Raw genomic sequence first — 25,506 nt, forward strand, 5'->3', positions numbered from 1 at the left:
CCAACCGCCCCCCCCCAAGCTGGAGCCAAGCCGATGAACCTGAGCAAAGATATTCAGAAGTTCCTGCAACTGCTGACCCTGGCAAGCGGCCTGGCCTGCATGGTGAACCTGCCAGCGCAGGCGGGACGCCCGTTGACCACGGACGACGCGGGGGCCAACGATCAGGCGGTCTGCCAGGTCGAGTCCTGGCTGGACTACGCCAGCGATGCCCGCAGCGCCCACTTCGCACCAGCCTGTGGCTTGATGGATGGGCTGGAACTCGGGCTGGAGTTCATCCGCGTTTCCCCCGGCAGTGAACAGGTGCAGGGACGGGCCGTCGGGATCAAGTGGGCACCCGAGTGGGCCAGTTGGCAAGACTGGCGCTTTGGCCTGAAGGCCGGCACCAGCAACGGCAAGGCACCTGACGAACCAGACTGGCATCAGGCCGCCAACAGCTTCGCGGTACTGGCCAGCCTGCCCCTCAACCCGCAATGGACGCTGCACATCAATCTGGGCCGGGAGCACGACCGACGCGAACACGCCAGCGCGAGCACCTACGCGGCGGCACTGGCGTGGTCCCCTTCTGAACGCTGGCTTGTTTTCGGGGAATTGGTAGGGCACCACAACGCCCCAGCCACCCAATCGGCTGGACTGCGCTACTGGCTATTGCCCGAACAACTGGGGCTGGATGTCACCGCTTCACGCACCAATGCCACACCGGACAGTCAGGCCTGGGGGATCGGTCTTGGGTGGTACGGCATCAAATTCTGATCGTCATCAGAACCTGGGCGTAAACCCGGGTCAATTTGAGGCTTCAGTTCCGTGAGGACTGACCGATATTGATGGTGGAACCAGTCTCCACGGTGTACGCCCCGCTTGGCGCACGACCCTGATACCCGAAGGACGAGCATGGAAACCCTGCAAGCCGCCCCCCAGACCCAGCCCGCTGCCCGCAGTGATGCCGCCCCCGCCGGACTGGGCATGCGCCATACAAACAACCGCCAGGTGCGCCATGTGCCCGCGGGCCGTGAATACCTCACGTTCCGCCTGGGTACCGAGGAGTACGGCATCGACATCCTGAAGGTTCAGGAAATCCGCTCGTACGAACCGCCCACCAAGATCGCCAATGCCCCCGCCTACCTCAAGGGTGTGGTGAACCTGCGCGGTGTGATCGTTCCCATCGTTGACCTGCGCGTGAAGTTCAACTGCTTCAACGAAGACGGCCAGACCGAGATCAACAGCTTCACCGTGGTGATCGTGCTGAACGTCAAGGGCCGCGTGGTCGGTGCCGTGGTCGACTCGGTGAGCGACGTGATGCAACTGGCCGAGACCGCCATCCAGCCCGCCCCGGAAATGAGCAACTCGGTCGTGGACACCACCTACATCACCGGCATCGCCAACGTGAGCGACCGCCTGCTGATCCTGATGGACATCGAATCGCTGATGGGCAGCGCCGAGATGGGCCTGATCAACAGCCTGGCCCAGTAAGCCTCATTCTGCCTGCCGCAAGGTCAGCGCCACCGGCCTGCCGACCACGCCGCGCAGGCTCCACCACCCGGCCATCCAGGCCAGCAGCGCCCCGATGAGGGCTCCGAGCAGGGGCCACCAGAGGGGCGCATTCCATTCGAACTCGAAAACCTTGGTGGCCAGGCCCCAGCCGATGGCCAATGCCGCCGCAGCAGACATGGCACCTGCCAGCGCACCCAGCCCCAGCAACTCCACACGTTGAACAGTGGACAGCAACTGGCGCGTGGCCCCCATGGAGCGCAGCACGGCCCACTCCCTGGCTCGGCGCTCACGCGAGGTCATCAAGCCTGCCATGAGCACGATCAACCCCGTGACCAGCGTGAACACGAACAGGAACTCCACCGCCGTGATCACCTGCCCCAGCACGTTCTGAATCTGCGCCAAGGTGGCGGACACGTCGATCACGGTGACGTTGGGAAAGTTCTGGACCAGCAGACGGTCCAGTGAGGCCTGTCTGGGCAGCTTGAAGGCCGTGATGTAGGTGACAGGCCATTGCGGCATGTCCGCCTTGGGCGCCATCACGAAGAAGTTCACCCGCATGGATGACCAGTCCACCTTGCGCAGGCTGGTGATGCGCCCTTCCTGGACGGTGCCCGCCATCTCGAACCGAAGCCTGTCACCCAGCTTCAAGCCCAGGGTCTTGGCAATGCCCTGCTCCACGCTGAAGGCGTCGTCTTCGTTCTGCACATAACGGCCGGCCACCACGGGGTTATAGACCGGCGTGGTCTGGGCGTAACTGAGGTTGAACTCCCGGTCCACCAGTCGCTGGGCGCGCTCTTCGGGGTAATCTTCCACGCGGATGGGCTTGCCGTTGATCCCGATCAGGCGGGCGCGCACCATCGGATACCAGTCGAACTGCTGGATGCCGGCTTCACGCAGGGTGGCCTGAAAGGCTTCGACCTGATCCGGCTGGATGTTGATGACGAAGCGATCGGGCGCATCAGGTGGCGTGGCATTGCGCCAACTGGCCACCAGATCCGTGCGGATGAGGATCAGCAGCATGAGTGCCAGCAAGCCGACACTCAAGGCACACACCTGCACCACCGTCTGGACGGGCTGCGCCGTGAGCTGACGCGTGCCCAAGGTCCACCAGGTGGGCGCCTTGCCAGCGAGGCGGTCGGCCAGCATCCGCAAGAGTGCCACGGCCAGAAAGCCCACGGCGGCGAAGACCAGCACAGCCCCCGCGAAGCCGCCCAGCGCGATGCCCCCCATCTTCACGTCTCTGGCCACCAGCATCAGCAAGGCCAGCAGCGCCGCGCCGCCCAGGCCCCAGACGGCAGCCGACATGGGCCGCAGTTGTCCCAGGTCACGCCGGAGCACACGCAGGGGTGGCACCTGCGTCAGCTGCAGCACGGGCGGCAGGCCAAAACCCAGGGTCAGCAACACCCCCACACCCATGCCCAAGGCCACCGGTTGCCAGCCCGCTGCCGGCAGCGACACGCCCACCAAATCAGACAGCAGCGCGACAAAAACCAGGTGGAACAACCAGCCGAGCAACAAGCCAACCAGACTCGCCATCAAGCCCACCAGCGCGAACTGCATCGCATAGGACCAGGCCATCACGCGCTGCGGCACGCCCAGCACCCGCAGCAGCGCACAGTCATCCAGGCGGCGCTGCGCAAAATCCCGCGAAACGAGCGCCACCGCCACCGCGGACAACAAGGCAGCCAGCAAGGCCACCAGGCGCAGGAAGAGCCCGGCGCGGTCCAGCGTGGCGCGCATTTCCGGGCGCCCGGTGTCCAGGGTTTCGATCTTCACGCCGCGCGCCTTGTCCGCCACCTTGCGCGCCGCATCGACGAAAGCTTGCACCTGCTGCTTGCCGTCGTTGGGCATGGCGGCGATGCGTGTGCTGTCCGCGTCCCCTGCCCTGCCAGGCCCGGCGACCAGTGCCCGGTAGGTGATGCGGCTGGCAGGCTGAACGAGCTGGGTTCTGGGCAGATCGGCTGCGCGGATCATCACCCGGGGCGAAAACGCCACGAAACCACCACCGCGGTCTGGTTCGCTCACGATCACGGCCTGGATACGGAACCTCGCTTCGCCCAGCCAAAGTTCATCGCCTACCTTGAGGCTGAGCGCCAGCAGGAGACCAGGCTCCGCCCAGGCCTGGCCGGCAGGCGGTCCACCTGCCGGAGCCTTGCCTGCGGGCTTGACGACCCCATCGGCTCCCATGGTGCCCAGGGTCAGTTGGCCGCGCAGCGGGTAATTCGGGCTGACGGATTTGAGTGCTACCAGACGCGTATCGCCACCAAGCTCATCCGGTGCACGCGCCATGCTGGCAAACACCGAGGTTTGCGCCACGCGCAAGCCCTGGTCTCTCGCCTTTTGAATCACCTCTTCCGGCACGGGTTGATCGGCCACCACCACCGCATCGGCACCCAGCAACTGCGCCGCGTCACGAGACAGGCCGCGCTCGATGCGATCAGCAAAAAAGCCCACGGCCGTGAGCGCGGCCACCGCCAGCACCACGGCCAGTATGAGAAAACGCATGCTGCTGGCACGGAAATCGCGCCGCGTCTGAAGCAAGGCCCATCGCCATGCGGGTACGGTCATGCTGCTGGACATCACACTCATGTAGGTAGATTCAGGCTGGATGTGGCTCGGATTGCGCGATGATGGCAGCTTAATCCGAAGTTTGCAGATCACCCCCACCCATGCCAGTCGATTACCTCAGGACGCTCACGGCCCCGGAGCGTACACGCCAGAGCAACCTGCATCTGGGCCTGTCACTGGCCTTCGTGGCCGGCGCCACCAACGCGGGCGGCTTCCTGGCGGTCAAGGAATACACCTCTCACATGACGGGTGTGGTCTCCAGCATGGCTGATGACCTGGCCCTGGGTCGCATGGACCTGGTGCTGGACTGGTTCACCTCCCTGCTGGCTTTCCTGCTGGGAGCAGCCACCTCGGCCGTGATGATCAACTGGGCGCGCCGCCGGCGTTCCCGACACGAGTACACGCTGCCCCTGCTGCTGGAGGCCTCCCTGTTGCTGGCGTTTGGCGTGCTGGGGTATATGCATCACCTGATCGGCACGTCCATGGGCATCACCGTGGGTCTGCTGTGCTATGTGATGGGCTTGCAGAACGCCATGATCACGAAAGTGTCCAACGCCGAGATCCGCACCACGCATGTGACCGGGCTGGTCACGGACATCGGCATCGAGCTGGGCAAGCTGTTGTACTGGAACCGTTCGCCGGACAGCGTGGCCATGCCGCTGGTTCGGGTGAACCAGGAGCGCCTTATCGTGCACGTGAAGTTGGTGCTGTCCTTTTTCGTCGGTGGCGTGATCGGTGCGCTGGGTTTCAAGCATGTGGGCTATGTGTCCACGGTGCCCCTGGCCATCGTGCTGGCATTGCTGTCCTCGGCGCAATTCCTGCCTGCCCGTCGCTAGACTTTCACCATGGATCCCACCAAGCCCACGCAAGACACCCCGCTGCCAACCCTGTTTCTGTCTCACGGCTCACCGATGATCGCCCTCGAGCCGGGGGCCGCCGGGCAGTTCATGAGAGAGCTGGGGCCGGCCATTGACCAGCTCTGGGGTAGACCCAAGGCCGTGGTGATCATGTCGCCGCACACGGCCACGCGCACGCCCTTCGTGCTGGGCGCGGCTCACCATCAGACCATCCATGACTTTGGCGGCTTCCCGGCCGCCCTGTATGAGATCCGCTACGAAGCAGCTGGCGCACCAGCCCTGGCACAAGAGATCACACGTTTGCTGACCAAGGCAGGCCTGCCCGCCCAGTTCACGCCGCAAGGTGGCCTGGATCACGGCATCTGGACCACCTTGATGCACGTGTACCCACAGGTGGATGTGCCCGTGGTGCCGGTGTCCTTGATGCCGCACACGAAGCCTGCCGACATGCTGGCCTTGGGCCGGGCGCTGCGCAGTCTGAGCAAGCAGGGCATCCTGGTGATCGGATCAGGCAGCCTGACGCACAATCTGCAGCGCTTTTTTGGCTCGCCAAGCCCGATAGACGCCCCGGAAGAAGAGGACTGCGCGGCGTTTCGCGCCTGGGTAGACAACCGGACCAGGGTGGCCGATTGGCCAGCTTTGCTGGACTACCGCGCCCAAGCCCCCTACGCTCGTGAGATGCACCCCACAGACGAGCACTGGCTGCCTTTCTACTTTGCAGCTGGCGCCGCAGTTGAAGGCGATGCATCGGTACCGGCTCAAGGGATGCGACTGCACAGCAGCGTGACGCACGGGCATCTGGCGCTGGATGCATATGGCTTCGGGCCGGGTGTCGAGGCCTTGGCTCGCCAAATGGGCGTGTGACTTAGCGCTGGGTTTGCGCTGCTGTTGATGCGTCTTGGTGGCGTTCTCTTCATGCATGAAGCGAGCGCGACCAGGTGAACCGGGTGGGCGGCTTCCGCTCCTGACGCGGGCCATCACCGCATCGCGACTCGGTCACCTCGTCAACACCGACCAGGCGGTTCACGAGTCAGGACACCGCGAATGGTCGCTTCAGCCGCCCACCCAATTCACCCGGTCCGACACAGGGGTCGCCTGGCACGATTGAACAGCCGCCAGCACCTACCCGTAACGCATTTCCTTTCACCACTTCCGGTCCCGCGCCACGCTGCCACGCGTGCACCACTCACACCTCTTGCCAGCCCTCGGCATGTCGCGGGATGGCGGTGGCAAGCGACTGTGAAGCGACCATTCGCGGTGTCCTGGCTGGTGGCATGGGCAGGCTCGTGTTGACGAGGCAAAGGCGGCGCCGCTCGGTGGTCGCCCGCGTCAGGAGCGGAACAGGCGCTTGCCGCCGTCGTCCCGTTGCCCCCACATCCGCACGAACAAAAACACAAAGGCAAAAAGCAAAAAGGCCATCAGAGCAACACTCTGACGGCCCATGAAGCCAAGCGAAACAAGCGCCTCAGCGAAGCATCAAACCAACCTCAAGCAAACTGCGCAAACGTCGCATCCAGCTGCGCGATCCAGCCAGCCTTGGTCTGCTCATCCACAAAGCTGGCTTCAAAACTGTTGCGCGCCAGGGTATAGGCGTCGTCCGCATCCAGATCCAGATCGGCAAAACAAGCCAGGAAGTTCTGGTTCATGTAGCCACCGAAATAAGCCGGGTCATCCGAATTGACCGTCGCCTTCAAGCCATGCTGAAGCAAGGCCTTGAGGTTGTGATCGGCCATCTTCTTGAACACGCACAGCTTGACATTCGACAGCGGGCACACCGTCAAGGCCGTGCCCTGGCTGGCCAGCCTCTGCACCAGCGCCGCATCTTCTACACAGCGCACACCATGGTCTATGCGCTCCACATGCAGCACATCCAGCGCGCTGATGATGTAGGCAGGCGGGCCTTCTTCACCTGCATGCGCCACCAGATGCAGCCCCAGTTCCTTGCATTTCGCAAAGACACGGGCAAACTTTTCGGGTGGATGGCCTCGCTCGCTCGAGTCCAACCCCACACCGATGAAATGCTGCCGGAAGGGCAAGGCCTCTTCCAGCGTCTTGAGTGCGGCTTCCTCCGGCAGGTGCCGCAGGAAGCACATGATCAACGATGCACTGACCCCCAACTCCGCCTTCGCCCGATCGCAAGCGCTTTTCAGGCCCTTGATCACCACCTCGAACGGCACACCACGGTCGGTGTGCGTCTGAGGATCGAAGAACATTTCCGTGTGGACGACGTTGTCGGCCTTGGCCTTGAGCAGATAAGCCCAGGCCATGTCGTGGAAGTCCTGCTCCTTGAGCAGGACCGATGCCCCCGCGTAATAGATGTCCAGAAAGCTCTGGAGATCCGTGAACGCGTAGGCCGCACGCAGGGCCTCGACACTGGGATAGCTCAGGCTCACGCCATTGCGCTGGGCCAGGGCAAAGATCAGCTCAGGCTCCAGCGAGCCCTCGATGTGCATGTGCAACTCGGCCTTGGGCATGGCTTGCACCAGTGCCGACAGCTTGTCCTTGGAAATGGCGAAACGGGCTTGGGTCATCTTGTCGATTTGATCAGTGCATCGTCAGAGGCTTACTTGCCGGAAGGCACGGCACCATCCACGCCCTTGACGTAGAAGTTGATGCCGCCCAGGAACTTGTCATCGGCCACGGCGTCCTTGGCCACGACTTCCTTGCCGTCCTGACCCAGGATGGGGCCCTTCCAGATCACGAAGCTGCCATCCTTCAGGCCGGCCTTGACCGTCTCGACCTTGGCCTTCAGATCAGCCGGCACCTTGTCGGAGATGGACACGATGTCGATCGCGCCTTCCTTCACACCCCACCAGACACCACCGGTCTGCCATGTGCCTTCCAGGGCGTCCTTGGTGGCTTTGACGTAGTACGGAGCCCAGTTGATGATGGCCGAGGCCAGGTGAGCCTTGGGGCCAAACTGGGTCATGTCCGAATCCCAGCCGAAGGCGTATTTACCGGCCTTTTCAGCGGTCTGCAGCACGGCGGGCGAATCGGTGTTCTGGAACAGCACGTCGGCCCCCTGGTTGAGCAGGCTTTGCGCGCCTTCGGTTTCCTTGGGAGGATCAAACCACGCGTTCACCCACACGACCTTGGTCTTGATCTTGGGGTTGACGCTTTGCGCGCCCAGCGTGAAGGTGTTGATGTTGCGAATCACTTCGGGGATGGGGATCGAGCCCACCACGCCGATCACGCCAGACTTGCTCATGCCGCCCGCGATCACCCCCGCCATGTAGGCGCCTTCATAGGTGCGCGAGTCGTAGGTGCGCATGTTCGGCGCGGTCTTGTAGCCGGTGGCGTGCTCGAACTTGACGTCCTTGCTGTCGGCTGCCACCTTGAGCATGGGTTCCATGTAGCCAAAGGTGGTGCCGAAGATCAGGGTGTTGCCCTGGCCCACCAGATCGCGGATCACGCGCTCGGCCTCAGGGCCCTCAGGCACCTTCTCCACAAAGGTGGTCTTGACCTTGTCGCCGAATTCCTTTTCGATGGCCAGGCGACCCGCGTTGTGTGCGTAAGTCCAGCCGGCATCGCCCACAGGGCCCACATAGGCAAAGGCAATCTTCAGCGGGCCGGCAGGTGCGGCAGCGGCCGAAGCGGCTTCGGAAGCGCCAGAAGCGGCCTCAGGGGCTGCAGCCTCCTTCTTGCCACAGCCGACCAGGGCGGCGGATGTAGCCAGCGTGGCCCAGCCCGCCAACTTCAACAAAGAACGCTTGGACATCGGTGAAGTCATGTCATCTCCAGGGTTGAAAACAGCTCAAAAACAAAGGGTTTGATCTGGACAGCCGGTGCAATGATCGTGCCGCGATCATGCCAATTCAGGCGCCAGGATGGAAGGGTTTCCCGAGCGATGCGGGCATGTTGATGCGAATCCACGTCGGATTGCGCGAGATCAACACCAGCACCACGATGGTCGAGAGATAAGGCAGCATCGTCAGCCACTGGCTGGGGATCTGCACGCCCTGCCCTTGCAACTGAAACTGCAACATGGTGACGCCGCCAAACAGGTAAGCGCCCAACAGAACGCGCGCGGGGCGCCAGGTGGCGAACGTGGTCAAGGCCAGGGCGATCCAGCCCTTGCCTGCCACCATGCCCTCGACCCACATGGGCGTGTAGACCATCGAGATATAGGCGCCCGCCAGCCCGCACAAGGCCCCACCGACCATCACAGCCAACAGACGGATAGGGCGAACGGGATAGCCCAGCGCGTGCGCCGATTCGGGCGACTCGCCCACGGCGCGCAAGACCAGACCAGCGCGAGACTTCAGCAGGAACCAGCTCAGCCCGATCACCAGCGCCATGGCGCCGTAGACCAAGGGGTGGTGCTTGAACAAAGCGGGGCCGACAAAGGGCATGTCAGACAGGAAGGGGATGTCGAAGTGCGCGCGCTCGGGCAAGCGCTGCTGCGTGTACTGGATACCCGCAAAGGCGCTCAAGCCCGCGCCAAACAGGCTCAAGGCCAGCCCGCTGGCGTACTGGTTGGTATTGAGCCAGATCACCAGCACACCGAACAAGGCGGCCATGCCCGCGCCAGCCAGGGCCCCTGCAGCAAAGCCCAGCACATCGCTGCCGGTATGCACACAGGTGGCGTAGCCCGCGATGGCGGCCACCAGCATCATTCCTTCGGCGCCCAGATTGAGCACGCCTGCACGCTCATTGATCAACAGCCCCAGCGCGGCCAGGGCCACGACGGTGCCGGCATTGAGCGTGGCGGCAATCAGCAGCGCCAGAGAGTCAGCGGTCATTCCGGTCATTTGGCAGCCACCCAGCGCAGACGTTGATGGATGAAGGTGTCACAGGCCAGCAAGGCGAACAGCAGCAAGCCCTGGAACACGCCCGTGATGGCCTTGGGCAGGCCCAGACGCGACTGCGCCAGCTCGCCACCGATGTAGAACATGCTCATCAGCACCGCGGAAAACACGATGCCCACAGGGTGAAGGCGACCGACAAAGGCCACGATGATGGCGCCAAAGCCGTAGCCCAAGGGGATGTAAGGCGTGAGTTGCCCCTGGGGCCCGGCCGCATCCAGCCCGCCTGCCAGCCCCGCCATGCCCCCGGACAGCAGCAAAGCCGTCCACAAGGCACTGCGCGACGAGAACCCGGCGTAACGAGAGGCCGCTGGCGCCAGCCCACCGACTTGCAACTGAAAGCCGGCATAGGTACGGGCCAGAAACACCGTGAGCACCAGCACAGACACCGCTGCAATGTAGATGCCGACGTTCATGCGCAAGCCCGACACCAGCTTGGGCACACGCGAGGCCTCCAGGAAGGTGATGGTCTGGGGGAAGTTGTAGCCCTGCGGGTCCTTCCAGGGCCCGTAGACCAGGTAACTCAATACCATCTCGGCCACATAGACCAGCATCAGGCTGCACAGAATCTCGCTGGCATTGAAGCGATCACGCAACAAGGCCACGATGGCCGCCCAGAACATGCCGCCCAGGGCGCCTGCAGCCAGCACCAGCACCCACAGGCCGGCGCCGCTGTCTGGCGTGGCGCGCATTGCCACGCCACCCGCAAAGATGGCGCCCATGATGAACTGCCCTTCGGCACCGATGTTCCAGATATTGGCGCGAAAGCACACCGCCAGCCCCAGCCCGATCAGGATCAGGGGCGTGGCCTTGACGCTCAGCTCGGACAAGGCATAGGTGCTCTTGAGGGGCTCCACAAAAAACATCTGCAAGCCCGCCAGAGGGTCCTTGCCCAGGGCGATGAACAGGCACACACCCACCAGCACAGTGATGGCCAAGGCCAGCAGCGGCGAAGCCAGCATCAAGGTGGTCGACGGCGCGGGGCGAGGTTCAAGCTTGAACATGCGCGCCCCCCTGCCCGGCTGTCTCGTGCTGATCCCACAAGCCACTCATCCACTCACCGATGCGCTCGACCGTGGCATCTGCCACCGCCACACTGGGTGACAGGCGCCCCTTTTCCATCACCATCAGGCGATCACAGATCTCGAACAACTCGTGCAACTCCTCGCTCACGACCAGGATGGCGCAACCCGCATCACGCAGCTTGAGCAGCTCGCCACGAATCTGCGCCGCCGCACCCACATCCACACCCCAGGTGGGCTGGGACACCAGCAGCACACGGGGCTCGGCATCAATCTCGCGCCCCATGATGAATTTCTGCAAATTGCCGCCCGACAGGCTGCGCGCCATCGCATGCGGGCCCGCGGCCTTGACCTTGAAGCGGTCGATCAGCTCGTTGGTCATGCCGATCACGCCCTGCATGCGCAGCCAGCCGCCCGGGCCAACCGCATCCATGCGGGTCAACAAGGTATTTTTTGCCAGCGACAAGGTAGGCACCGCACCGCGCCCCAGGCGCTCTTCGGGCACGCTGTTGAGCCCCAGCTTGCGCCGCTTCATGGGTGACTGACGGGTGACGTCGTGCCCGAACAGGGTGACGCTGCCCGGCGCGCCACGCGGGTCCTCGCCACTGAGCACGGCCATCAGGGCCTGCTGACCATTGCCCGACACCCCGGCGATGCCCAGGATCTCACCCGCGCACAAGGCAAAGTGGATGTCCTTGAGCGACATGCCGAACGGGTCTTCACTGGGCACGCTCAGGCCTTTGACGGCCAGCGCCACTTCGCCCAGCATGGGGGCTTTGCGCTCCAGCTCCACCGGTTCGGAGCCAATCATCAAGCGCGACAGGCTGGCGTTGCTTTCCAGGCGTGGATCAACCTCGCCCGTGACCTTGCCACCTCGCATCACCGTACAGCGATGGCACAGCGCGCGGATCTCGTCGAGCTTGTGGCTGATATAGAGGATGGCGCAGCCCCGATCGGCCAGGTGCCGCAAGGTACCGAACAGCTTTTCCACAGCCTGAGGCACCAGCACCGAGGTCGGTTCATCAAGGATGAGCAACTGGGGGTTGGTCATCAAGGCACGCACGATTTCGATGCGCTGGCGCTCCCCCACCGTCAGGGAATGCACATGTCGATCCGGGTCCACATCCAGGCCGTACTCACCCGCGACCTGGCGGATGCGCAGGGTGACCTCCTCCAGGCTGAGTGATTTGTTCAGCCCCAGCCACACGTTCTCGGCCGCCGTGAGCGTGTCAAACAGGGAGAAGTGCTGGAACACCATGCTGATGCCCAACTCGCGTGCCTCATGAGGCGACTTGACGCTGACGCGCTCGCCGTTGAAGTACACCTCACCCGCATCTGGTTTGACCGAACCGAAGATGATCTTCATGAGCGTGGACTTGCCAGCGCCGTTTTCGCCCAGCACCGCGTGGATTTCACCGGGCTGCACCTTCAAATTGACCGCGTCATTGGCGCGCACGCCGGGGTACTGCTTGGTGATGCCGCGCAATTCAAGACGAGGGGTCATGCTGTGATTCGCTTTTTGTATACAGTTTGACCAGCAATCATCGTGCCTGCCAGGTTGCGCTCATCACCCAGCGTCATCCAGACGAAGGCGCGTTCGTGCAGGTCACCTGAGGCCTGTGCCAGGCCATCGCGGTGCGTGGCCACAGGCCCAACAGCCCAATCCCACACAGCCAGATCGGCCATGCGCCCGGGCTCCACCTGACCTATTTCTTCGTCCAGCCCCAGATGGCGAGCAGCGCCCAGCGTGGCGGTGTACAAGGCCTTCCAGGCGGTCAGCCGCGTGCCCTGCAAGGCCTGGATCTTGTAGGCATCGGCCATGTTGCGCAGCATGGACAGGCTGGTGCCACCGCCCACATCACTGGCCAGGCTCACGTTGACGCCTTCCTGCTGTGCCTGGGCCCAGTCGAACAAACCACTGCCCAGAAACAGATTGGACGAGGGGCTGTGGGCAATCTGCGCGCCGCGTTCGCGCAACACGGCACGGTCGCGGTCGTCCAGCCAGATGCCGTGCGCCAGCACGCCACGGGCACCGATCAGGCCATCGCGGTCGTACACATCCAGGTAGCTGCGCGCATCCGGGAACAGCGACGCCACCCATCGCACCTCGTCGCGGTTTTCGGCCACGTGGGTCTGCATATAGGTGCCGTCATAGGTCTGGCACAACTGGCCGGCCATCATCAACTGCTCGGGCGTGCTGGTGGGCGCAAAACGCACCGTCACGGCAAAGGCCTGCCTGCCCTTGCCATGCCACAGGTCGATCAGGTCCACGCAGTCACGCTCGGCCTGGTCGACATCGTCTCGCAGGCCTTCGGGTGCATGGCGGTTCATCAGCACCTTGCCCGTGATCAGACGCATGTTCTGCGCATGGGCCTGCTCGAACAAGGCATGCGCACTGACCTTGTGGACGGTCGGGAACACCACGGCCGTGGTCGTGCCGTGCGCCCACAAGGCCAGCAGAAAGCGCTCGGCGCCAGCCTGTGACACGGCCGGGTCCGCATAGCGTCGCTCAGCCGGGAAGGTGTAGGTATTGAGCCAGTCCAGCAGTTCCGTCCCGAAACTGGCGATCACGTCCAGCTGCGGGCAGTGAACATGGGTGTCAATGAAACCCGGCATGATCAACTGGCCGCGATGGTCCTCCACGGGCACATCCTGCCAGCCGGCCGGCAAGGCCTTCGCGTGCGGCTGTACCGCGGCAATACGCCCCTCCTCGATCAGCACCACATGATCGGGCCGCCAGCGCACACCGGGCGCTTCCTTCGGCGGCGCGAATCCCGGGTCTGCGGTGAAGTCGAGCACATCGCCCCACAGCACGCGACGCCCGGATGAAACGGTGTCCGCCGGCGATGCCGAAGCCGCTGCGGATGCGGACGAATCTGTGCCTGAGTGGGTCATGGAGGATGGGATCGCGCGGTCAACTGGTACTGCGCACAGGCAGGGCCTCTGCGCGCGTGGGGGGACGAACGAGTTGCAGACTGCGCACAACATCTCGCACCTGCTCGCGCAACCAGCGGCTGGCGGCGGAGTGATGCGTCAGGTCATGCCAGAGTTGATAGTAGTTCATCGGCGGGAAGGCCACCGGGCAACGCACGATCTTCACGCGCAACTGTTGCGCGTAACGCTCACAGAAGCGGCGCCCTGTCGTGAGCACCAGCAAGGAGCCCGCCACCATATAGGGCAGTTGCGCAAAGTGGGGGTTGCGGACCACGATGTTGCGGCGCAGCCCCTGAGCGGCGAGATGCTCGTCGATGATGCCCAGCGCGCCCGGGTGCAAGGCTGGTGGTGCCACGTGCTCGCACGAGAGGTACTGCTCGATGGACCAGGCCCGTTTGCCTTCCTTGGGCAAGCGCGCGGCTGGATGATCTTCGGATACCAGGCAGACCACCTCGTCGCTGATCAGCCGCCCCAGATGCAACTCGTCCGATGGCTCCAGCCAGTTGCCGATGACCAGATCGACCTCGCCACGCGCCAGACTGCGGCGGTAATCCAGATCGGCCGACAACTGCACCACCTCGACACGCACATTCGGCGCCAGACGACGCAGGCGCAGTGTCAGCTCCGGCAGGAAGAAGGGATCGAGGTAATCGGTGGCGGCCAGCCTGAACGTCAGGTTGGTGGTGGCCGGATCGAATTCCCGCACAGAGTTGTTGTGGCCGAACATGCTTTGTGCATGTTGCAGGATGGCCGATGCCGGCTCCAGCAGGTTCAAGGCCACATCAGTGGGGGCCATGCTCTGCCCGCAGCGAACCAGCAAAGGGTCGCCCGTCAACTCACGCAAGCGCCTGAGTTGAGCACTGACGGCCGGTTGGCTGGATTGCAGGCGTATGGCCGCCCGCGAGACACTGCATTCGGTGATCACGGTGTGCAAGACACGGATGAGGGAGAGGTCGATCTTCTCGAAAAGCGTGTTCTTATTCATACACCGACTCTGATAGTGTCTATTCACGAAATAGTATGACCGGCGCCAGCACTGGATATACCCTCTTTGTGGTGAGTGAGCGCATGGCCACGGCATTTGCGGACACCTCATCCCACAACTGACCCACGCCTTCAGGAGCCTCGACCATGAGCACCGCAGCCCCCCGCCCGATCCGCTTCGTGCACCAGGGGCAGATACAGGAGGTCAAAGACCTCCCCCCCACGACCACCGTACTGCAATGGTTGCGCGAACAGGCGCATTGCACCGGCACCAAGGAAGGCTGCGCCGAGGGTGACTGCGGCGCCTGCACCGTGGTGCTGGGCGAGCGCCACCCTGAAACCGGGCAGTGGCAACAGAAAACCGTCAACGCCTGCATCCAGTTCCTGCCCACGCTGGATGGCAAGGCCCTGCTGACCGTGGAAGATCTGAAACCCGCAAGCAGCGATCAGCTTCACCCCTGCCAGCAAGCCATGGTGGATTGCCATGGTTCGCAATGCGGTTTCTGCACGCCGGGCTTCGTGATGTCGCTGTGGGACATCTACCAGACGCATGAACAGCCCCCCTCGCGCACGGCGCTGGCTGATGCGCTGGCAGGCAATCTGTGCCGCTGCACGGGCTACCGCCCCATCCTGGACGCCGGGCAAAAGATGTTTGAAGGGCCTCGCCAGCCGTTTGCGCCCGAGCCATGGCTGCAACAGCTCGCAGCGCTGCAAGGCCAGTCACCAGATGGCCTGCAGTACGAAGGCCCCGCGCAGACGGACAGCCGCATGCGCAGCCGCTTCTTCGCCCCGACATCCTTGAGCGATCTCGCCAGCCTGCGGCTTTCAATGCCCGATGCGCGCTTGCTGGCTGGCAGCACCGATGTCGGCCTGTGGGTCACCAAGCAGTTCAAGGCGCTGGGCGACATCATTTATCTGGGGCAGGTGCCCGAGTTGCGGCGCATCCTCACACCGGCGAGCGTCACGGGTCAGCCAGATGCACTGGACATCGGCGCGGCCGTGACACTGGAAGAGGCCTGGTCCACGCTGGCTTCGCACATACCCGAGCTGCGAGAACTCTGGTTGCGGTTTGCCTCGCCGCCGGTTCGCCATGCGGGCACCCTGGTCGGCAATCTGGCCAACGGCTCACCCATCGGCGACAGCGCCCCCATCCTGCTGGCGCTGGACGCCACACTCGTGCTGCGCGCCGGCCAGTTCACGCGAGAGATGCCGCTGCCAGCCTTCTATCTGGACTACATGAAGAACGCCTTGAAGCCCGGCGAGTTCATCCAGTCCGTGCGCGTTCCGATCTTCAGCAAGGATGCGGGCGAGATCCTGCGGGCCTACAAGATTTCGAAGCGGCGCGACAGCGACATCTCCGCCGTGTGCGCGGGCCTGTTCATTCAGCTGGAAGGCGACACCATCAAGCAGGCACGACTGGCCTGGGGTGGCATGGCGGCCACCGCGCGCCGCGCCAGCCAGACCGAAGCCGCCATGATCGGACAAGCCTGGACCGAAACCACCCTGCGCCAGGCCCAGGCCGCGCTGGCACAGGACTTCCAGCCCATGACCGATCTGCGCGCCAGCAAGGACTACCGCATCAAGGTCGCCGCCAACCTGCTGGAACGTTTCTGGCTTGAAACCCGTCCACACAACCCACTGCGCGCCGACGAGGTGCAGGTATGGCCTGCGCAAACAGCATGAACAAGACCGTGGAAGCCTTCCTGCCCTCGCCCACTGCCTCACCCACTGCGGCGGGCCGCGCCTTGCCGCATGAATCCGCTCACCTGCATGTGGCCGGTCAGGCCACCTACATCGATGACCTGCCCGAGCTGGCCGGCACGCTGCATGCAGCCCTGGGCCTGTCGCCGGTGGCGCATGGTCGGCTGCTGTCCATCGATGTGGATGGCCTGAAAGCACAACCGGGTGTGGTGGCCGTGCTCACCGCGCGCGACATCCCTGGCGTCAATGATTGCGGGGCCATCGTCCACGACGACCCCATCCTGGCAGACGGTGAGGTGCATTACCTCGGTCAACCCATGTTCGTGGTGCTATCGGCGCAACGAGAAACGGCACGTCGCGTGGCCGCGATGGCGCGGGACTTCACCACGATCGAAGCGCTCCCCGCCCTGTTGACGCCCGAGGCCGCGCACGCAGCCCAAAGTTATGTCGTGCCACCCATGCACATGCAAAGGGGTGATGCGGCCCAGGCCCTGGCGCAAGCCCCGCATCGCCTGCAAGGCCGATTCCATCTGGGCGGGCAGGAGCAGTTCTATCTGGAAGGCCAGATCGCCTACGCCATCCCGAAAGAAAACCATGGCTTGCTGGTTCACAGCTCCACCCAGCACCCCAGCGAAATGCAGCATGCCATTGCCCATGCCTTGAACCTGCATGCGCATCATGTGCTCGTCGAGTGCCGACGCATGGGGGGCGGTTTCGGCGGCAAGGAGTCGCAATCGGCCGTGTTCGCCTGCGTGGCGGCGATGGCAGCTTACAAGCTGCAAAAGCCCGTCAAGCTGCGCCCCGATCGTGACGACGACTTCATGATCACCGGCCGACGCCATTGCTTCGTGCACGACTTCGACATTGCCTATGACCAGGATGGCCGTTTGCTGGGTGCCAAGGTCGAGATGGTGTCCCGCGCGGGCTTCTCTGCCGACCTGTCTGCGCCGGTGATGACCCGGGCACTGTGCCACTTCGACAATGCCTACTTCCTGCCTGCGGTGGACCTGCATGGCTACTGCGCCCGCACCAACACGCAGAGCAACACGGCCTTTCGAGGCTTTGGTGGCCCGCAGGGTGCACTGGCCATCGAGGTCATCCTCGACTCGGTGGCGCGCCAGCTGGGCAAGGACCCGCTGGACGTGCGCCTGGCCAACCTGTATGGCACCACGGACCGCAACACCACGCCCTATGGCCAGCTTGTTGAAGACAACGTCCTGATGCCCTTGCTGGATCAACTGGTCGGCAGCAGTGATTACCGCGCGCGTCGCACCGAGGTGGCCGCCTTCAACGCCAGCAGCCCGGTGCTCAAGAAGGGCCTGGCGCTCACGCCGCTCAAGTTCGGCATCTCATTCAATGTGGTGCACCTCAACCAGGCCGGCGCACTGGTGCACATCTACAGCGATGGCAGCATCCTGGTCAACCACGGTGGCACCGAGATGGGCCAGGGGCTCAACACCAAAGTGGCGCAGATGGTGGCCCATACCCTGGGCGTCAAACCCGAGCGGGTGCGCGTCACCGCCACGGACACCAGCAAGGTCGTCAACACCTCGGCCACAGCGGCATCGACAGGTTCGGACCTCAACGGCAAGGCGGCGGCCGACGCGGCCATGCAGATCCGGTCACGACTGATCAGGATGCTGGCAGAACGTCACACGCTGCCTGATGAAGCCATCCACTTTGCCGACGACGAGGTGCGCATTGGCGAACAGACGCTGCGCTTTGAAGACGTCGTGATGGACGCCTACCTGGCACGCGTGCAACTGTGGTCGGACGGCTTTTATGCCACGCCCAAACTGCACTGGAACCGGGACACCATGCAAGGCCGCCCCTTCTTCTACTTTGCCTATGGCGCGGCCGTCAGCGAGGTGCTGGTGGACACGCTCACGGGCGAGTGGAAGCTGCTGCGCGCCGACGTGCTGCACGACGTGGGCCAGTCGATCAACCCGGCGCTGGACATCGGCCAGATCGAAGGCGCCTTCATCCAGGGCATGGGCTGGTTGACAAGTGAAGAGCTCTACTGGCACCCGCAGAGCGGCAAGCTGATGACGCACGCGCCATCCACCTACAAGATCCCGACTGCCAGCGACTGCCCTGCCGACTTCCGCTTCCAGCTGTTCAAGAACCAGAACGTGGAGGACACGATCTACCGGTCCAAGGCCGTGGGCGAGCCGCCATTGCTGCTGCCCTTCTCGGTCTTCCTGGCCATCCGGGATGCGATCTCATCCATGGGCCAGCACCGCGTGGATCCGCCCCTGCGCGCGCCCGCCACGCCCGAGGCCATCCTGGATGCGGTGGATGCCGTCAAAGCCGCCTGTGCGGCGCAACCATGAGCGCCTGGAGCGCCCCCGCCCTGCGCCAACTGGCCTGCGACTGGCTTCAAGCCGGTCAACGCGCCATGGTGCTCACCGTGGTGAACAGCCAGGGCTCCACGCCACGCGATGCCGGCACACGCATGCTCGTGAGCGCCGATGCCATGGAGGGCACCATAGGTGGTGGCCACCTGGAGTGGCAAGCCATCGAGCTGGCCAGACAGGCCTTGAAGGAATGTTCGACCAGCCTTGACCAAACCACCGGCTGGACACAGACCTTTGCCCTGGGCCCCTCGCTCGGGCAATGCTGCGGCGGCGTGGTTCAACTTCACTTCGCCCCGCTGGATGAGGCCGCCTTGCACCAGTGGCCGATCAGCACGGCCTTGCACATCGAACTGCATGGCGCAGGCCATGTTGGCCAGGCCATCGTCAAATTGCTGGCCGACCTGGACTTCTCGGTGCGCTGGATCGACACGCGCGACAGCGGCACGGACGACTCAGCATCGCCATGCGGCCTGCCCGATGCCGCCACCCTGGCTGCCTTGCCGCCGCACATCACCTGGCACCCCAGCGACGCGCCGCCAGACGAGGTGGCCGATGCGCCACCAGGCGCCATCCATCTGGTGCTGACGCATCGGCACGACCTGGATCTGCGCATCATCGAGGCCGTCCTGCGCCGTGGCGACAGCCTGTTTGCAGGCATGATCGGCTCGCAGACCAAGCAGGCCAAGTTCCTGCATCGGCTGGAAGCCAGAGGCTTGAATCACGCTCAACTCGCCCACATGACCTGCCCGATCGGCTTGCCCGAACTCAAGGGCAAGGAGCCGGCCGTGATTGCGGTCTCTGTGGTGGCCCAGTTGCTCCTGCTGAGACAATCACTGAGTTGCACACCACCATGTGCACCAGACAAGGCCCAGCCGTGACCCAGCCCACCTTGCTCATCAAGGATGCCGACTGCATCGCCACCATGGACGATCAAGGCACCGAATGGCGACACGCCAGCGTGCTGATCCGCGGCCACGAAATCCTGGCCGCCGGCCCGACCGAAGCGTTGCCCGCCGAATGGCTGGCCCAGGCCACACAGACCATCGACGCGCGCGGCCACGTGGTCATCCCGGGCCTGGTCAACACCCATCACCACATGTTCCAGAGCCTGACGCGTGCCATCCCCGCCGCGCAGGATGCCGAGTTGTTCAGCTGGCTGCGCACGCTCTACCCCATGTGGGCACGCCTCACGCCGGACATGATCCATGTGTCCACCCAGGTCGCCATGGCCGAGTTGCTGCTCAGCGGGTGCACCACCAGCAGCGATCACCTCTACCTCTACCCCAACGGGGTTCGCCTGGACGACAGCATCCATGCCGCGCAAGAGATCGGCATGCGCTTTCATGCCTGCCGGGGCAGCATGAGTGTGGGGGAAAGCGCCGGCGGCTTGCCGCCTGACAGCCTCGTGGAACGTGAAGACGCCATCCTGCGCGAAAGCCAGCGCCTGATCGAGGCCTTCCACGACGAGCAACGCCACGCCATGCTGCGCATCTCCCTGGCGCCCTGCTCGCCCTTCTCGGTCAGCACGGACCTGATGCGCGAATCAGCCCGACTGGCGCGTCAATGCGGCAAGCACGGCGTGCGCCTGCACACACACCTGGCCGAAAACGACCACGACGTCGCCTACACGCGCGAGAAGTTCAACTGCACGCCTACCGAATACGCCGAAGCACAAGGCTGGCTGGGTGATGACGTGTGGCACGCGCACTGCGTCAAGCTCGACGACCATGGCATTGGCCGCTTTGCTGCCACACACACTGGCGTGGCCCACTGCCCCTGCAGCAACATGCGACTGGCCTCCGGCATCGCGCCGATCAGGCGCATGCTGGATGCGGGCGTACCTGTTGGCCTGGGCGTGGACGGCTCCGCCAGCAACGACGCCGCGCACCTGCTGGGCGAAGCCCGCCAGGCCATGCTGCTGGCGCGCGTAGGCCGCAGCCTTGCGCCCTTTGGTTGCGACCATGGGCCTGCAGACATGACAACTCGGCATGCACTGCGCATGGCCACACGCGGTGGGGCCCAGGTACTGGGCCGAGATGACATCGGGCAGATCGCGCCAGGCATGGCGGCAGACCTGGCCATCTATGACCTGCGCACGCTGGGCATGGCCGGCAGCGCCGTGCATGACCCGATCGCCTCACTGCTGATGACCCAACCAGCGCAAACGGCCTGGGCCATCGTTCATGGCCGCGTCGTGGCTGACCATGGCCAGTTGACGACCGTTGATCTGCCCAAGCTGATCGGCCAGCACAACGCCATGGCGCAATCGATCATCTGAGCACGTCACGTGGATCCCCCCCCTGTCAGCGAGCCGTCCTGCCCAACTCCCAGCCAACCCACGCACCAAGGACAAAGGGCGAGACCCTTGCGAGTCTCGCCCTTTTGAAAGAAGCTCGAAGAATGATCAGCGAACGACGCGGTGACGGCGCAGCGAGAAAACAGCCACACCCAGACCAGCCAGCATCAGACCGAGCATTTCAGGCTCTGGCACAGCTGCGGTTTGCACGTTCAACTTGTAAGACGAAAGGCTCGTCTGGGCCAAGCCAGAACCAGTCGCGTCGGCGAAAATCATGAAACCGGTAGCAGACATGTTCACCGTGCTGGCCGAAGAAGCCAGTGCCAGCGTGCCGCTGACATCGTAAGCACCGGAGGCGCTGAACGGTTGGGCATCGGCGCTCACGTTGGCCAGCAACTGGCTACCGCTGTTGCCTTGCACCACATCATTGGCAACCCAGAAAGACTGGAAGCCAGCACCGGACATCGCTGTCCCAGCGGCCGTCGGCGACACAAAAGCGTTGTACAGACCAGAAACCGTCTCGGTCAGACCCGTGATCTTGTAACCAGCCTTGGCGGTCACGATGATCGGGAAGGGATTGCCGTTGTAGCTGTCAATCGCATACGCGGCCACAGATGGCGTGCCCAGCAGAGGGGATGCCGCCACAGCGCTAGCACCACCGAACGTCACGGCATCACCAACCACGCCAACCGACGGGACGCCAGCCAGGAAGCTGTTGTCATAGGTCAACGTGTACGTGGCTGCATCAACAGTCACAGGCGCCGCATTGGCGACGGACATCGAGCTAGACACGGCCAGCATCAGTGCAGCAACAGCGAACTTTTTCACGGCGAGACCTTGGTTTGTAACGGTATGTGCCAACTATAACCACCTTGGTGCGTTAGTGCCAGCATGGATCCCCCCCTAGCCACGGGGAAAGGCCCGTGAAATTAGGGGGGATAGCGTTCACGATGCGAAATCAACTGCACAACCTACCGGCTCAGCTGATTTAGATCAAACCACCGACGCAGAACATCCCGCTCGGCCTCGGTGATACCTGTTGCATTGTTCATTGGCATGGCCTTGAGCACCACGACCTGCTGGTAGATCTGCTGCGCATGCGCCTGAATCTGCTCGGCAGTGTCCAGGCGCACGCCTTTGTTGGCCAGTTGCGCGTTATGGCACATCACGCAGCGCTGGGTGATCACTGCCTGGACCTGCGCCAGATCCGGCTTCGTCTGCAAGGCCGCCTGGCTCGACGGTGCCGGAGCCGGCGCCAGCCAGACCGCCACCCCGAGCAGCAGGCCACCGCCCGCTACTGCCCAGCTCCAAGGTGCAGGTTGGCCCGCAACCTCGGTTTTGTGCCGGGCCACGAAGAACTGCCGAATCAAAGCGCCCGCCAGCATGATCAACACCAGCACCAGCCAGTTATGCGCATGGCCATAAGCCCAGCCATAGTGGTTGCTCAGCATGGCAAACAGCACCGGCAGCACGAAGTAGGTGTTGTGCACGCTGCGCTGTTTGCCGCGCTTGCCATGAATCGGATCCACCGGCTGCCCGGCTTTCATGGCCGCCACGACCTTGCGTTGCCCCGGGATGATCCAGAAAAACACATTGGCACTCATGGCGGTGGCGATCATGGCGCCCACCAGCAGGAAGGCCGCTCGCCCGGCAAACAGTTGGCAGGCGGCCCAAGCCGAGCCCACCACAATGACGAACACACAAGCCCCCACAAGCTGGTCACCCCGCTTGCCTTGCCCCAGGGTCCGGCAGATCAGGTCATACAACAACCAGAAACCCGCCAGAAAACCCAAGGCGGAAGCCACTGCCACACCGGGCGACCAGGCGTGAACCGATTGGTCGATCAAAAAGGTGCCCGCGTTGAAAAGATACATCACCGTGAACAGCGCGAAGCCGGACAACCAGGTCGAGTAGCTTTCCCAGAAGAACCAGTGGAGGTTCTCCGGCAGCGACTTGGGCGCACCGAGGTATTTCTGTGGGTTGTAGAACCCGCCGCCGTGCACCGCCCACAACTCACCGCCCACGCCCTTGCTCTTGAGTTCGGGATCTGTCGGGGGCGTCAAGGTGTTGTCGAGCCAGACAAAATAGAAGGACGACCCTACCCAGGCTATGGCCACGATCACGTGCAACCAGCGCAGCAACAGGTTGGCCCAATCCAGGGCATAGGTCAGCAAGGGCGACAACTCCAGCATGCGCAGACCTCAGCTTCCACGATAGGTTGAATACGACCAGGGGCTCACCAGCAAGGGCACGTGGTAGTGCGACTGTGCATCGGCGATGCCGAAATCAAGGGGCACCTTGCCCAGAAAGGCTGGCTGGGGCAGCGCCACACCTTTGGACCTGAAGTAGCCCTCGACATCGAAGATCAGGCGGTAGCAGCCCTTCTTGAAGTCATCCCCGGACAACAAGGGCCGATCCAGCCGGCCATCGGCATTGGTGACCACGCTGCGCAAGGACAGCCAGCGCCCGTCGCTGCAACCGTCCGGAGAAGACTCGCGGACATACAACTCCAGTTTCATGCCCTCGGCAGGCGTGCCGTGTACGGTATCGAGCACATGGGTGGTGAGGTAGCCCGTACTGGCTGCCTGCGGCGTGTCGTCAGCGGTATTCATGAGTGGCCTCGCTCTCGGGAACCGGCGCCCAAAATAAGGTTTTGCAGCCGGTTCATCTTGCATTTGCAATCTGAAAGTGTATACACTTTAAACATGATGAGCGTCGCGCGCAAGACATCTCCCTCCTCAACAGGCACAAGCAGCCGGCGTGCCCGCCTGCCCCGTGCGGATGCCGATCTCATCCCTTCGGCGCCTGAACCACAAGCCGACGGCGATGTCTCCAGCACCGAACACATCGTGGCCGCCGTGACGCGCGCCATCGTCGAGCACCGTTTGTTGCCCGGCGCCAAACTGGTCGAACAGAAACTGGGTGACCGATTTGGCGTGTCGCGCACCGTCGTACGGCAAGCGCTGTACCGCCTGTCGGAACTCAAACTGGTGCGCCTGGAGCCTGCTCGTGGTGCATTCGTGGCCGCACCATCGATCAAGGAAGCGCGAGAGGTCTTCGCCGTGCGTCGCATGGTCGAAGCGCAGATGCTGCGCGAACTGATCCCGCGCCTCAAGCCAGCTGACGTCCGTGCGCTCAAGGCCCATATCAAGACCGAGCGCGAAGCCGTCAATCGCGTGGATGTGCCCACACGCACCAAGCTGCTATTCGACTTCCATGTGCGTCTGGCCGAGGTGCTGGGCAACCAGGTGCTGGTGGACCTGATGCAGGAGTTGGTGTCTCGCTGCTCACTCATCACGTTGATGTACCAGTCTGCCGACAACGCGCAGGCATCGAATGCCGAGCACGTGCAGTTGCTCAAGGCCATGGAGGCCCGAGACACCGAGCTGGCCTTGAAACTGCTGCACGAACACCTTGACACCGTCGAGCGCCAACTGATCGAGCAACCCCGCACGAAGGCCTTGCCTGTGAGCGATGCCCTCGTGACAAGCTGAACACCAAACCCCAACCGACAGGCCCATGACCAGCCCCACGCCCTACCCCCGCGACCTCATTGGTTATGGCCGCCACGTGCCACACGCCTCGTGGCCGGGTGGCGCACGCATCGCCGTGCAGTTCGTGCTCAATTACGAAGAAGGTGGCGAAAACTGCGTGCTGCATGGTGACGCGGGCAGCGAGCAGTTCCTCAGCGAGATGTTCAACCCGGCCTCCTACCCGGATCGGCACCTGAGCATGGAGTCGATCTACGAGTACGGTTCACGGGCGGGCGTGTGGCGCATCCTGCGCGAATTCGAAAAACGTGGCTGGCCCTTGACCGTCTTCGGCGTCAGCATGGCCTTGCAACGCCACCCCGAACTCACCCAGGCCTTTGTCGACCTCGGGCATGAAATCGCCTGCCACGGCTGGCGCTGGATCCACTACCAGAGCATGGACGAAGCCACCGAGCGCGAACACATGCGCATCGGCATGCAGATCATTGAAGAGCTCACCGGCCAGCGTGCCCAGGGCTGGTACACAGGCCGGGACAGCCCGCGCACGCGCCGCCTCGTGGCCGACTACGGTGGTTTCGACTACGACAGCGACTACTACGGTGACGACCTGCCCTTCTGGACCCAAGTGCAGCGCAGCGATGGCCAGACGGTACCGCACCTGATCGTGCCCTACACCCTGGACGTCAACGACATGCGCTTCGCCCTGCCGCAGGGCTATTCGCAAGGCGAGGACTTCTTCACCTACCTGAAGGACACCTTCGACCTGCTGTACGCAGAGGGCGACCCGGCGGGTGACAACGCCCCCAAGATGATGAGCGTGGGCATGCACTGCCGCTTGCTGGGGCGCCCTGGCCGCTTCCGGGCCTTCCAGCGCTTTCTGGATCACGTTGCCCAACATGACCAGGTGTGGGTGTGCCGCCGGATTGACATCGCCAGGCACTGGAAGCAGGTGCACCCCTGTCAACCCGCGGCAACCGGCTCGACACCGGCCCAGCCTTGAACG

The 25,506-nt window shown here is 63.7% G+C and carries 21 protein-coding genes; 10 read left to right on the forward strand and 11 right to left on the reverse strand.

From position 1 onward, the window contains the following. Nucleotides 1-33: 33 nt before the first annotated feature. Both HY836_RS09165 and HY836_RS09170 read left to right on the forward strand, forming a co-directional pair. The gene (locus tag HY836_RS09165; protein ID WP_290675661.1) at nucleotides 34-750 is read left to right on the forward strand and encodes a hypothetical protein; all 717 of its coding nucleotides are present in this window, start codon (nucleotides 34-36) and stop codon (nucleotides 748-750) included. 210 nt (nucleotides 751-960) lie between these two features. Continuing rightward, on the forward strand, nucleotides 961-1,467 hold the full coding sequence (locus HY836_RS09170; protein ID WP_290675774.1) for a chemotaxis protein CheW: 507 nt from the start codon (nucleotides 961-963) through the stop codon (nucleotides 1,465-1,467). A 3-nt stretch (nucleotides 1,468-1,470) separates the two neighbouring features. On the opposite strand, the gene HY836_RS09175 is transcribed toward HY836_RS09170, so the two are convergent. Further along, the gene (locus tag HY836_RS09175) at nucleotides 1,471-4,077 is read right to left on the reverse strand and encodes an ABC transporter permease (RefSeq protein WP_367114662.1); all 2,607 of its coding nucleotides are present in this window, start codon (nucleotides 4,075-4,077) and stop codon (nucleotides 1,471-1,473) included. Nucleotides 4,078-4,157: 80 nt separating this feature from the next. On the opposite strand from HY836_RS09175, the gene HY836_RS09180 reads away from it, so the two are divergent. Both HY836_RS09180 and HY836_RS09185 read left to right on the forward strand, forming a co-directional pair. Next, nucleotides 4,158-4,892 (forward strand): YoaK family protein, encoded by a 735-nt coding sequence (locus HY836_RS09180; RefSeq protein ID WP_290675663.1) that lies wholly within the window; start codon nucleotides 4,158-4,160, stop codon nucleotides 4,890-4,892. Between the two features lie 9 nt (nucleotides 4,893-4,901). Continuing rightward, complete coding sequence (locus HY836_RS09185; protein ID WP_290675665.1) at nucleotides 4,902-5,777, forward strand: class III extradiol ring-cleavage dioxygenase; 876 nt, start codon at nucleotides 4,902-4,904, stop codon at nucleotides 5,775-5,777. Between the two features lie 623 nt (nucleotides 5,778-6,400). Here HY836_RS09185 and HY836_RS09190 read toward each other — a convergent pair. From HY836_RS09190 to HY836_RS09220, 7 genes are all read right to left on the reverse strand, one after another. After that, nucleotides 6,401-7,444, reverse strand: coding sequence for an adenosine deaminase (locus HY836_RS09190; RefSeq protein ID WP_290675667.1), 1,044 nt, complete (start codon nucleotides 7,442-7,444; stop codon nucleotides 6,401-6,403). A gap of 32 nt (nucleotides 7,445-7,476) precedes the next feature. Then, a complete protein-coding gene (locus HY836_RS09195; protein ID WP_290675669.1) occupies nucleotides 7,477-8,643 on the reverse strand; it encodes a BMP family ABC transporter substrate-binding protein in 1,167 nt (388 codons plus the stop codon). An 85-nt stretch (nucleotides 8,644-8,728) separates the two neighbouring features. After that, nucleotides 8,729-9,655 (reverse strand): ABC transporter permease, encoded by a 927-nt coding sequence (locus tag HY836_RS09200; RefSeq protein WP_290675671.1) that lies wholly within the window; start codon nucleotides 9,653-9,655, stop codon nucleotides 8,729-8,731. Between the two features lie 5 nt (nucleotides 9,656-9,660). Next, the gene (locus HY836_RS09205) at nucleotides 9,661-10,722 is read right to left on the reverse strand and encodes an ABC transporter permease (RefSeq protein WP_290675673.1); all 1,062 of its coding nucleotides are present in this window, start codon (nucleotides 10,720-10,722) and stop codon (nucleotides 9,661-9,663) included. Further along, the gene (locus HY836_RS09210; RefSeq protein WP_290675675.1) at nucleotides 10,709-12,244 is read right to left on the reverse strand and encodes an ABC transporter ATP-binding protein; all 1,536 of its coding nucleotides are present in this window, start codon (nucleotides 12,242-12,244) and stop codon (nucleotides 10,709-10,711) included. Before HY836_RS09210 ends, HY836_RS09205 begins: the two co-directional genes overlap by 14 nt. Next, the gene (gene guaD, locus HY836_RS09215) at nucleotides 12,241-13,635 is read right to left on the reverse strand and encodes a guanine deaminase (RefSeq protein ID WP_290675677.1); all 1,395 of its coding nucleotides are present in this window, start codon (nucleotides 13,633-13,635) and stop codon (nucleotides 12,241-12,243) included. Before guaD ends, HY836_RS09210 begins: the two co-directional genes overlap by 4 nt. Nucleotides 13,636-13,654: 19 nt before the next feature. Beyond that, nucleotides 13,655-14,659, reverse strand: a complete 1,005-nt coding sequence (locus HY836_RS09220) for a LysR family transcriptional regulator (RefSeq protein ID WP_290675679.1) — start codon at nucleotides 14,657-14,659, stop codon at nucleotides 13,655-13,657. Nucleotides 14,660-14,805: 146 nt separating this feature from the next. Between HY836_RS09220 and xdhA the strand changes: the two genes are divergently transcribed. From xdhA to HY836_RS09240, 4 genes are read left to right on the forward strand one after another with little or no spacing between them, the layout of a single operon-like run. Beyond that, the gene (xdhA, locus tag HY836_RS09225; RefSeq protein ID WP_290675681.1) at nucleotides 14,806-16,341 is read left to right on the forward strand and encodes a xanthine dehydrogenase small subunit; all 1,536 of its coding nucleotides are present in this window, start codon (nucleotides 14,806-14,808) and stop codon (nucleotides 16,339-16,341) included. After that, nucleotides 16,338-18,692: a xanthine dehydrogenase molybdopterin binding subunit gene (gene xdhB, locus HY836_RS09230; RefSeq protein WP_290675683.1), complete on the forward strand. Its 2,355-nt coding sequence runs from the start codon at nucleotides 16,338-16,340 to the stop codon at nucleotides 18,690-18,692. Before xdhA ends, xdhB begins: the two co-directional genes overlap by 4 nt. After that, on the forward strand, nucleotides 18,689-19,594 hold the full coding sequence (xdhC, locus tag HY836_RS09235; protein WP_290675685.1) for a xanthine dehydrogenase accessory protein XdhC: 906 nt from the start codon (nucleotides 18,689-18,691) through the stop codon (nucleotides 19,592-19,594). The genes xdhB and xdhC overlap by 4 nt, the downstream gene beginning before the upstream one ends. Then, entirely contained in the window at nucleotides 19,567-20,994 is a 1,428-nt protein-coding gene (locus HY836_RS09240) for an 8-oxoguanine deaminase (protein ID WP_290675687.1), read from the forward strand. The genes xdhC and HY836_RS09240 overlap by 28 nt, the downstream gene beginning before the upstream one ends. Nucleotides 20,995-21,120: 126 nt before the next feature. On the opposite strand, the gene HY836_RS09245 is transcribed toward HY836_RS09240, so the two are convergent. From HY836_RS09245 to uraH, 3 genes are all read right to left on the reverse strand, one after another. Continuing rightward, nucleotides 21,121-21,840, reverse strand: coding sequence for a PEP-CTERM sorting domain-containing protein (locus HY836_RS09245; protein WP_290675689.1), 720 nt, complete (start codon nucleotides 21,838-21,840; stop codon nucleotides 21,121-21,123). Between the two features lie 143 nt (nucleotides 21,841-21,983). After that, nucleotides 21,984-23,204, reverse strand: coding sequence for a urate hydroxylase PuuD (locus HY836_RS09250; protein WP_290675691.1), 1,221 nt, complete (start codon nucleotides 23,202-23,204; stop codon nucleotides 21,984-21,986). Between the two features lie 9 nt (nucleotides 23,205-23,213). Next, the gene (uraH, locus tag HY836_RS09255) at nucleotides 23,214-23,624 is read right to left on the reverse strand and encodes a hydroxyisourate hydrolase (RefSeq protein ID WP_290675693.1); all 411 of its coding nucleotides are present in this window, start codon (nucleotides 23,622-23,624) and stop codon (nucleotides 23,214-23,216) included. A 96-nt stretch (nucleotides 23,625-23,720) separates the two neighbouring features. Here uraH and HY836_RS09260 point away from each other — a divergent pair, with 96 nt between their 5' ends. Both HY836_RS09260 and puuE read left to right on the forward strand, forming a co-directional pair. After that, nucleotides 23,721-24,506, forward strand: coding sequence for a GntR family transcriptional regulator (locus HY836_RS09260; protein WP_290675695.1), 786 nt, complete (start codon nucleotides 23,721-23,723; stop codon nucleotides 24,504-24,506). Between the two features lie 25 nt (nucleotides 24,507-24,531). Next, nucleotides 24,532-25,503, forward strand: a complete 972-nt coding sequence (puuE, locus tag HY836_RS09265) for an allantoinase PuuE (RefSeq protein WP_290675697.1) — start codon at nucleotides 24,532-24,534, stop codon at nucleotides 25,501-25,503. Nucleotides 25,504-25,506 lie beyond the last annotated feature (3 nt).

The sequence above is a fragment of the Aquabacterium sp. genome (genome assembly GCF_016234775.1).
Lineage (GTDB): Bacteria > Pseudomonadota > Gammaproteobacteria > Burkholderiales > Burkholderiaceae_C > Aquabacterium.